General features: G+C 58.2%; 12 protein-coding genes. All 12 read right to left on the reverse strand.

What is annotated here, in order from left to right; translation table 11 throughout:
* Window positions 1–678: FAD-dependent oxidoreductase (locus VN887_13410; GenBank protein ID HXT41003.1), on the reverse strand; the 678-nt coding region annotated here is incomplete at its 3' end.
* Between the two features lie 51 nt (window positions 679–729).
* A complete protein-coding gene (locus tag VN887_13415; GenBank protein ID HXT41004.1) occupies window positions 730–1,854 on the reverse strand; it encodes a class I SAM-dependent methyltransferase in 1,125 nt (374 codons plus the stop codon).
* Window positions 1,851–2,627 carry an SDR family oxidoreductase gene (locus VN887_13420; protein HXT41005.1) on the reverse strand — a complete coding sequence of 259 codons (777 nt, stop codon included), beginning with the start codon at window positions 2,625–2,627 and terminating at the stop codon, window positions 1,851–1,853. Before VN887_13420 ends, VN887_13415 begins: the two co-directional genes overlap by 4 nt.
* Window positions 2,628–2,739: 112 nt before the next feature.
* Complete coding sequence (locus VN887_13425; GenBank protein ID HXT41006.1) at window positions 2,740–3,981, reverse strand: class I SAM-dependent methyltransferase; 1,242 nt, start codon at window positions 3,979–3,981, stop codon at window positions 2,740–2,742.
* Entirely contained in the window at window positions 3,981–4,544 is a 564-nt protein-coding gene (locus VN887_13430; GenBank protein HXT41007.1) for a WbuC family cupin fold metalloprotein, read from the reverse strand. Before VN887_13430 ends, VN887_13425 begins: the two co-directional genes overlap by 1 nt.
* A 56-nt stretch (window positions 4,545–4,600) precedes the next feature.
* The gene (locus VN887_13435) at window positions 4,601–5,638 is read right to left on the reverse strand and encodes a zinc-binding dehydrogenase (protein HXT41008.1); all 1,038 of its coding nucleotides are present in this window, start codon (window positions 5,636–5,638) and stop codon (window positions 4,601–4,603) included.
* Between the two features lie 6 nt (window positions 5,639–5,644).
* Window positions 5,645–6,310, reverse strand: a complete 666-nt coding sequence (locus VN887_13440) for a methyltransferase domain-containing protein (protein ID HXT41009.1) — start codon at window positions 6,308–6,310, stop codon at window positions 5,645–5,647.
* Between the two features lie 17 nt (window positions 6,311–6,327).
* Window positions 6,328–7,266: a transketolase C-terminal domain-containing protein gene (locus VN887_13445; GenBank protein HXT41010.1), complete on the reverse strand. Its 939-nt coding sequence runs from the start codon at window positions 7,264–7,266 to the stop codon at window positions 6,328–6,330.
* Complete coding sequence (locus VN887_13450; protein ID HXT41011.1) at window positions 7,266–8,069, reverse strand: transketolase; 804 nt, start codon at window positions 8,067–8,069, stop codon at window positions 7,266–7,268. Before VN887_13450 ends, VN887_13445 begins: the two co-directional genes overlap by 1 nt.
* 25 nt (window positions 8,070–8,094) lie before the next feature.
* Entirely contained in the window at window positions 8,095–9,153 is a 1,059-nt protein-coding gene (locus VN887_13455; protein ID HXT41012.1) for a phosphotransferase, read from the reverse strand.
* A complete protein-coding gene (locus tag VN887_13460) occupies window positions 9,143–9,757 on the reverse strand; it encodes a haloacid dehalogenase-like hydrolase (GenBank protein ID HXT41013.1) in 615 nt (204 codons plus the stop codon). Before VN887_13460 ends, VN887_13455 begins: the two co-directional genes overlap by 11 nt.
* A gap of 45 nt (window positions 9,758–9,802) precedes the next feature.
* The coding region (locus VN887_13465; protein HXT41014.1) for an SDR family NAD-dependent epimerase/dehydratase at window positions 9,803–10,069 on the reverse strand (267 nt) is incomplete at its 5' end.

A 10,069-nucleotide genomic window follows, 5' to 3' on the forward strand; every position in this document is an offset into this window, starting at 1 on the left:
TCGAATCCGTTTCCGGGGAATGTCGTACTCTTCGATCGCGGTGGAGAGCAGGACGCGCGCTTTCGCCGTGGCGATCCCGAAGTAATCATCATAACCGTTCGGCGCATACGGGTACGCGGAGATCGCATCGTGGAAGCCTTCCCGCGGCCCCTCATAAATCAAGGCCCCCTTGGACGTCCAGGCCGGGACCGCATCATCCAGCAGGCGGTTGTCGTCAATCTGCCACATCTTGTGATTGTAGTGTTTGGCAAACTTTTCGTAGAGCGTCGGCCCGACCGACCCGAGCCAATAGTCCTCCACATTGCCGGCCGATTCTCCCGATTTGATTTCGGACAGTTCCTGCCTGATCCGGTCCCGGTCCGGCATCCGCTCGATGTCATCTTTGTGAATCGGAAAGTTATAGAACTGTCCATCCTGCTCGACGTAGGTAAGGAAAACGTGTTTCAAACGGCGGAGCGGCACATACCGGTTTAGAAAATCGAACAGGCGCTCGTCCCGGGTGAGAAAATGCCGCGGCCCGAAGGTGTAGGGATGCCCGCCGTACCACTTGGTCCGCACGCCCGCTCCCAGGAAGGGCGCCGATTCCACCAAGGTCACGTCCCACCCGCCCTGCAGGGCAAGTTGGTGCGCAGCCGCGCAGCCGGCAAAACCGCCACCGATGATCAAAGCTGATTTCATGTTGAATTGTTGTAGAGGCTCCGGATGGCCGGCGGCTTCGTCCGTTGTTCCCTATCGCATGACGAAGCCGAGGTACTGCTGCCCGCGTCCCCACCATTTCCGGAACTCCCGCAGCGCTTTCCCATTCCTCGTGTCCGACTGGAGATACGAGATAAAAGATTTCACCGAACGGTGCGTGACGGGACTGTGCGTCCGCAGTGCGTTCGCCAGCGGTTTCAAAAGTGCAAGCAACTGCCGGGATGAGAACCGGGCGGTTCCTCGTTCTCGCGCGAATATTCCTTCATAGATTTCCTGTGACAGCGACTCGACCCGCCGGACGACGCCCTGGCTGTCTTGAGGCAGTCGAACCCTGCAATCCATCAAATTGAGTCCCAGTTCGTAATAAGCGTTCATCGCAAAAGAATTGTCCGCGCATTGCCGCCCGAAGATGTTTTTATACCACCGCCAGTCGATCAGAAATCGGGGCGAGCTTCCCAGGATCATCGCGCTGTCGCCAAGCGCCGTAACCGCCTCGGGGATCGAAAACAGCGGCCCCGTCCACGGATGTAGAATCTGATCAATCACCCAGTCCTCCGGCCGGCGGGACATGCCCGGCAGCGCGGCCAGGTCCGTCCGGAAAAAATCCGCGAGCCGGGCAACTTTGGCGTCGAACTCCGGACACTCCTTCACCAGGTCCCACGCCAGCCAGCGCCGGAGCATCTCCGGCAGGAGCGAAATGGCATCCATACAGGTGATGACGAGGACGCCTCCCGGACGCACAAAGCCGGCGACGTGCCGCAGGAATGCGGCAGGTTTTTTTTGCGTGGGAATGACCGCTTCACACAGGACGATGTCGAATTTTTCCCCGGACCGAAAACTTGCGATGGAAGAATGCCGGAGCGCGAATTTCAGATCCGGACAGTATTGTTTCAAAAGCTTGTTCGTGCTTTTCAGGCTGGGCGGGTTGCCGTCCACCAGGAGATAACGCCGTGGCCCGAGCAGGCCGGTAACGACGGCGTTGTGCCCGCTGCCAGGTCCGAATTCGAGCACGTTCGCGCCGCGAAACGTTCCCGGCGGCAGGCCCAGGTGGCAGTAAAGCGAGCAACGCCGTTCGACGTGCCGACGGAGATCCGAAATGTCCTGCCGTGTCGGGATGATTCCGTGCGCGGAATAAAAATCGACAAAGGGAATTCTCATGCGGTCGGCGGACGGTCGAGCCAGGCCCGGGCCATTGATTCCTGCCAGTGGAGACCGACGCCGCCGTCCACCCAGATTTCCTGTCCGGTAACAAAGGAAGAAGCCGGACTGAGAAGAAACGCCACGACCCGGGCGACCTCCTCCGCTGTTCCCATGCGGCGTAGCGGAGTGATCCGCTCGTACATCTGATGGAGCCCGCGGTTTTCCAGAAAATGCTTCTTCGATTCCTCCTTCAGGAGCGTGCCAGGCGAGACCGCGTTGACGCGGATGCCTTTCGGGCCGAGCTTGAACGCAAGATAGCGGACCAGACCCATCACGCCCGCCTTCGCCGCGTGATATCCTTCGTCCTGCTCGTCCGCCACAAAACGCGAGGCGCTGGAAGCCATGACGACGATTGACGCATCCTGCGCGGTGTCAAAATGCGCCGCGCTTTTTTCAACGACCTCCTTGGTGGCGGTCAGCGTGGCGCTGAGATTGCCCATCCAGGCGTTTTCCTTTCCGCGATGGCGCTGAAACAACGCCAACCCGTGGAATTTGCCCTGGTCCGCTACGACACGAGAGATCGCGGACTCGACAGATTTGGATTCAGTCACGTCCGCCTGATAAGCTCGCACGGCGGGCTTCAGAGGTGGAGATGGAGCTGTTCGCGATATGACGGAAACTCTGGCGCCCATCTCCACGGCCAGCAGCGTGAACGCTCTGCCAATACCCCGCGTCCCGCCTACGACCAGGACATGCCGGTTTTGGAGACTATTGGCGACGACAGGATCCATTACTCGTGAACTTTTCAAACTCAGGCCGAAAAATCGAAGCGCCAATCATGGTGAAGGGCCTCCGAACGTCAAACACTTTTGAAATTCCAAAAGGGAGCCCACGAAGCCCTGCTCAAATGATTTTGAGTTCGGGCAGTGGAATCACAAAACGTCCTCCTGCCTTTTCAAATCCGGGGTGTTTCTTCCGAATCTGGTCGAAGTAACGCCACGCGAACACAACGACTCCATCCGGCTTGCGCTCCTCAAGCTGGCTGGAAGGAACGCAAGGGATGTGAAAGCCGGGGCTGTGTTTGCCATGTTTTCTCGGGTTGTCGTCCAGCAGGTAGTCCAACACCGAGCCCAGACGAAATTCGTAAATCATGGTCGTTGTCCCGACCGAGGCGCCGTAGCCGGCGATCGACCGACCGGGTTTCTTGAAACTGCCGGCCATCTCCTGAATCTCGCGGGTGAGTGAATCAAGCCGACGGCGGCACGCCTCCAAGGCGTTGCGGCCGTGAATCCCTTCGCGGCGCTCCAAGGCCATTTGTTCCGCGACGGAAGAATTGACACGCCGCGGCCCGCCCGCGCGCTGCACCGTCAGCCGGATCGAACCTCCCTTATTGGAGTTCCACTCGACATCTATCAATTCCAATCCATGCCGGGAAAAGAACGCTTTCAAAGGACAAACGGAGAAGTAAGACAGGTGTTCGTGATAGATCGTGTCGATCAGGCCGTTTTTGACAACATCACCCCAGTAGGAAGTCTCCATTACCAGGATGCCGTCCGGCGACAGGAGAACATTGACGCCCCGCGCGACGTCGGAAAGGTCGTCGATGTTCGCCAGCACATTGTTGGCCGCAATCACCGTCGCGCGGCCGTGCGCCTGCACAATTTCCCCGGCGACCTGCGGCGTGAAGTATTTCGCCATCGTCGGTACTCCCGCCTTCGAGGCGGCCTGGGCAATTGCCGTCGCCGGTTCGACACCGAGCACGCGGCACCCTCGCTCCTGAAACGCCCGAAGCATCGGACCCTCGTTGCTGCCGATTTCCACCACGAGGGATTCTTGCGCGATTTCATGTTTTCGCATGACCGCTTCGGCGAACCGTCGGAAGTGCTCGGGCAGTCCCACTGACACCGAGGTGACGTAGGGAAAGCTCGCGTAAAGAAGTTCCGGGGAAACAACATCTCGCAGCTGAACCTGCCCGCATTTCGAACACAGGTACAAGTCGAGATTGAACAACTCCGTCGGGGCGCCCAGGCGATCTGCCGCGATGTAATCGTCCCCGATCGGAGTCGATTGCAGGGCCAGCCCCGGCAACAATTCACCAGAGTCGCAAAGACGGCATGTGTTTCGGGTGAAAAAGGAGGGCTTCATCAGGAAGCAATGTTTCCGGTGGATGGCGCCGGTTCCGCAGCCATCATCCGACTGGAGGCGAGATCGATCCCCTCGAGGAATCGCGCGCACTCTTCACGTTTTTCGTCCGCCGGCGCCCACGGCGCAAACACAGTGTCGCCCGGTTGAAACGGACCGATGGTCGTCTCCTGAAATACCACAACATCGGAAATTGTCCGCAACGTGTGATAACGGGTCTTGTGCAGGCGAAAATAATAAGGAAGGCCCGCGCCGTATGGACCGAGACGCGTGACCGACCGCACTTCGCCCGCGTCATCAAACACGACGACGTCCATCATCCCTTCGATTATCTGAAAAGACTTGGGTTTGTTCGTGTTTTTGTGCGGGCGGACATAGGTGTCGCGCAGATTGACGATGATCATCTCGTGCAAGAGGTCTCCCACACCCGTGTGCGTGCAGAGGCGCGCCCGCTTGCGTGGATTGCACCTGGTTTGAGATTTCAGGAAGTCGAGATCAGGAGCCGCCAATGCAATGACCTCGCCTTCCGCGTAAAACACTTCGTCTGATCTTCGTTCGATTTGCATTCGCCAGTTTCCAGATAAAAAAACCGTGGACGTGAATCCGCTCCGCCCGGCCGCGCTCAGTTCGACATCGTGATCACACAGCGGCCAACCAGTCCGGAACGGAACTCGTCCAGAGCGCGGTTGATTCCGGACAGCGGGTGCCGGTGCGTGATAAGCCGGTCGAGATCGAGTTTGCCCTTCGCGTAGAGGTTCAAATAGCGGGGAATGTCCACGTTGGGATCGGAGCTTCCACCTTCGCAACCGGTCAGGACCTTGCCGAAGTGAAGCGGAAGTGAATGAATGGTGATGTCCTGATCGTGCCGGGGGACGCCGACGAGAATCGTGCGGCCCCTGGCGCCGGTCAGTTCGTAAGCGGCCTCGATCAGATTCACCAGACCGGTGTTCTCCACGAAGACATCCACGCCCGCCCTGCCGACAATTTTTCGCACTTCGTCGCGCAGATCGGAACGTGTTGTGTTGATGAGATGTGTCGCGCCGAACGACCGCGCCAGGTCCAGTTTGTGGTCGTGAATATCGATCGCGATGATCGGGTCGGCCGCAACCATTGCCGCGCCCTGGACCACATTCAATCCCACGCCACCACACCCGAGCACGGCAATCGACTGGCCAATCTTGAGCTGCGCCAGATTGTTGATGAGACCGAGCGCTGTCGTGACGGCGCATCCCATCAAGGCGGCGATTTCAAATGAAACGTCCTGTCCGATGCGCGTCAGGCGGTTTTCCGAAACGATCGCGCGTTCGTTGAACGTTGTGACCCAGCCCGCATTGACCGTGCGACCATTCCATCGGTATTGGGGCGTTTTCGACTGGATCCCAGCACCCTTACGCCAGTGCATAACCACGTGATCCCCCTTCTTCACCTGCGCCACTCCGGGACCCGTTTCAAGAACCACGCCGCCACCTTCATGCCCGAGCAGATGCGGGAGAAACTTATCCTCCCCTTTGATACCCTGGATCTCGTTGAGTTGCGCTCCGCAAATGCCGCTCGCCCCCACCTCGACCAGAACCTGCCCCACGTCAAGCGCCGGAAACTCGACTTCGTCCACGACCAGCGGCCGGTTGAGCGTTTCAAGGATCGCAGCGCGGGCTTTCATGGAACGTCACTCGAAAAAGATGAACTCATAATCGCCGGTGTAACCAAAGTGATCGTAGAGCCAGATCCACGCCCGCGTGTCGAAGAATGCCTCGGCCGTCAATGCCCAGCACTCAAGATTGAACAGTTCCTGCTCATTGCGATAACTCTCGACCATGAGGTACTTGTTTTTGCCAACGCGCTCGATTTCGCTGACAGCGGTTTGCAACTCGAACACTTTCAGGTTGTGCAGACAACCAAGCGAAATGACGAGGTCAAAATGCTTATCGGTCCACTGATAACGCTCCTGCGCGCGGTGACGGAACAGTGTACCTTTGAAATCCGCGTGCTTCGACGCCAGGCCGTGTTTGGAAATATCAAAGCCGACCAGCTCCAGCCCCGGCTCGATCAATTGCATTTCATACAGAAGAAACGCCTTGCCGCAGCCGACATCCAGAACGCGCGAACCTGACCTGAGTCCGTAAATGTCAATCAGCGCCCGGGCGACAGGTTTCCACCGTCCGGGGAGGTATTTGTAACCGCCATAACCGAAGCGCCGGTCCCCGTCCCAATAGTCGAACTCATACTCTTTGGCCTTGAGCATGCAGTTGACCTTGTCGTCCACCATGCGCGCGAGATAATCCCTCTTCGTTGCTTTGTGCAACGGAGTGACGATGTTCAACAGTCTGCCCATAATTGCCGCGCGTAATTTTATTTCGCGTTCGCAGGCTGCATCAGTGATTGCACGATTTCAACGATCCGCTCGGCCGTCAGCCCGTAGCGCGCCATCAGACCGGCCTGCGAACCGTATTTGTCGGGAAAAACATCCGGCAAACCGATCCGTTTGAACCGTTTTGGCGCGTCGAAATTCGCCTCGGCGATTGCTTCGGCCACGGCGCTTCCCAGTCCGCCGATAATATTGTGTTCTTCCAACGTCACAACGGCGTGCGCCCTCGATGCCCGTTCAATCACCGCTTCTGTGTCAAACGGTTTGATGGTCGGCATGTGCAGTACCGCGGCTTCGATTCCTTCTTTGCCGAGAGCTTCCGCCGCGTCGAGCGCGGGTTTCAGCATCACGCCGGTCGAGACAATCAACGCGTCCGAGCCGTCTCGCATCGGAATGGTTTTGCCAATCTGGAACGGCGTTCGATCATTGGTGACGATGGGATCGCCCCCTTTGCCGAGCCGGACATAAATCGGCCCCGAATAATCGACGGTCAAAGGCATCAACCGCCGCATTTCGTCGGCGTCCGCCGGCGCGACAATCGTCATGCGTGGCAACGCGCGAAATATGGCGATGTCGTCTATGGCCTCGTGCGTCGGACCCAGCGGCGCATAGACCATCCCGCCGCCGCTGCCAATAAGCCGCACATTCGCGTTATGAAGGCAAAGGTCGAGCGCAACCTGTTCGAAACAGCGGCGCGTCAAAAACGTGGCGATGGTGTTGATGTAAACGATCTTTCCTTCGAGCGCGAGGCCGGCGGCGATGCCGATGATGTTGGCCTCGCTCACGCCTTCCATGAAAAAGCGGTCCGGCATCTCAGCCTTGAATTGCTTCAGGGTGCCGATTCCCAGATCAGAGCCGATAAAAAACACACGCCGGTCCTTCCGCGCGAGTTCGTAAACCATGTCGAGGCAGGTCTTGCGCATCAGTCCGTCTCCAGTTCTGCCAGCAAGGCCTTGACTTCGTCCGGCGCAACCTTGTTTTTGTGGTGCCAGTTCAAATTATTCTCCACGAAACTGACGCCCTTGCCTTTAATCGTATGGCAAATGATCGCGCCGGGCTTCTGCGAATCCAGCGGCACTCGCCTCAGGGCCGCCCGCAACTCCTCAATATTGTGACCATCGACTTCCTCGACCGCAAAACCAAAGGCGCGCCATTTGTCAGCGAAGGGCTCCATGTCCAGCACTTCATAGGTCGTGCTGTAGGATTGCTGTTTATTGTAGTCCACCAGGACCGTCAGGTTGTTGAGCTTGTGTTTCGCTGCGCACAACGCCGCCTCCCAGAGGGAGCCTTCATTCGATTCGCCATCACTGCAAACGACGAAAATGCGATGGCTCGCCTGGTCGTGGCGCGCGTTCAAGGCAAATCCGACGCCAAAGGAAAGCCCGTGACCCAGGCTGCCGGTGGAGGCTTCGATGCCGGGCACTTTGCCGAACTCCGGGTGGCCGCCAAGGATACCGTCGCTCTTGCAGAACTTCCACAACTCCGCCTCCGGAAAAAATCCCTTCTCGGCCAGCAGAACGTACAATGCGAGGCAGCCGTGCCCCTTGCTCAGAACAAAACGGTCGCGTTCGCGCCAGCGCGGGTTGGCCGGGTCGTATTTCAAAATGTCGTCGTAAAGCACCCGGAGCATTTCCACGAGCGAGAACGCCGAGCCGACGTGGCCGCGGCCGCCGGCTTCGATCATGCGCACAATCTTGCGACGGATCTCCTTTGAACGGCGATCCAGCAGAGTGGTGTTGATGGGCGGCGCCTTAGCCAGAATAGGGGAACCGCTCATATTCGTTGCGTATCCGCGTTAGCATTCGTTTTGCTTTCGACAATTGTTTCATTTGCAGGGCGTCGCGGTCAAGCTCCGCCCCGCCCGCGAACTCGCGCCGCTTGAACTCGTCCGAGAGAAACTCGTTCAACAGGATGAAGCACCACTTGAGGCCAAAGAGCGGATAGACAGCTTCAACGCGTCCGGTCAGACTTCGGTTTCCTGAAAAGCGTCCGAGGATGGCGGCAAAAAACAGGCGTCTCTGCTCAAAAGACAAATCCATCGCGGGGTGCAGAAGGAAGTCTGAAATCATTTTTGCCGGGTCGTCCCATCCGAAGTATTCGAAGTCCAAAAAAACGATCGTGCCATCAGGGCGACGCAGCGCGTTATGAAAACCGAAATCAGAGGGGCTCAACGTTCTTTCGGATGTGTCCACCTCACGGTCCCAGTCAAGGCCGGAGGCTCGAAATCTCTCCCGGCTCCAACCGAGCATTTGTTCTGTTGCCGGCACCAGTTGCCGCGCCAGGAAGGAATTCGCCGCAGCGACAGCCCCAGCGCCACCCTCGATCTTGGCCAGCCGCTCGCGCCGTTTGGAAATGCTTTCCTCTATTGTTTTACCTGAAAAGCAAGCTTCCGATGCCGGACCAAATCCACGGCTCTCCTGATTCAGAGCCAGATCGCGCAACCGGCCCAAAAACTCCGACGACGCTTGAACGTCCCTGTCCTGAACGCCGGTTTCGATTACCCGCCCGCCCTCGACGAATTGGTAAATTGCGCAACCCCTGGCGGGATCCGAGGCGATCGGCTCGGGCACTTGTTGAATTCCCTTCCGCCGGAGAAACGCGAATGCCGAATACTCGGTCCCCAGGCGGTCGCGGTTGTCGGCGCCGTGACGGAAGTAAAATTTCAGCGCGAACCGGCGGGATCGCGAATCCTCCACGCGAAACACCTGGCTGTTGCGTCCACCGCCGATGGGAACGAGGGCAACAACATCGGCACCCAGCAACCCCGATGCCGTGGCACGAATTGATTCGAGGAGCTCGTTATCTGGCATTGGCAAAGACATAGGCCTCAATTTCCCGCCAGGACCTCATCACCTTTGCGCCGGGCGGAACCGTGCGCAGGGGATGGGTTGAAAAAAGGATTTTCTCGACGTTTGCGGGAAACGATTCCTCGCGGAAGGTTTCCTCCAAGTCGTCGATAAAATGCGTGCAACCAAGTCCGGCGATCCGGTTGAGTTTGTCCTGCCGCGTCATTTCAAAGAAAACGCTGGCCGGGGAAAAGCCGATGGATTGCGCATCAAAGAAGCCGTGCGTCTCCAGCCAGCTGCGGGCGGCCCGATGCAGATCGTGGGGAGGTCCAACCACCGGATGCTTGGTTTTGTGACTGATGATGTAGAGTGGCGGGCCCGCCCGTTGGGCCCGGGCGAAAAACTCGATGACGCCCGGAAAGGCCGGTGCCTCCCCCATGCGCTTCCCGTAAACGTCGCCTTGCAATTCCGTCCAAATGTCCTCCTGGCCGGACTGCCGAAGCTGATCGCGCACCGCTGTTTTTTGACGCGGGAGCCCCGCTGGAATCAGACCTCGCTCCGCTGCCAACCGGTGAAACAACTCATCATAACTGACGATCGTGTTGTCGAAATCGATCCCGATGACCATATCAGGCGCCCGACCGACCACGCTCGCACGGATGGATCAGGTGGTTCATTTCACTTTGAGTTCCTGCATCCGCCTGATGTTCGAATAAAGCGTGTTCTTGAACGGGTCGCGTATCTTGCCGGCTTTATAGGCGTGGGCGATGCTGAGAATGGCGTCCTCTATGTTGAACTCCGGCTCGAAACCGAGCACCCGTTTGATCTTGTCCGAGTTGACGTGATACGAGCGGTTGTCGTCCGTGGGTGTGTATTCAAGTTCGATGGTTGAGTCACCCAGAGTGTCACGCACCAGTTTGGCGATGTCTTCGACGGACCG

It is taken from the genome of Candidatus Angelobacter sp. (genome assembly GCA_035607015.1).
Classification (GTDB): Bacteria; Verrucomicrobiota; Verrucomicrobiia; order Limisphaerales; family AV2; genus AV2.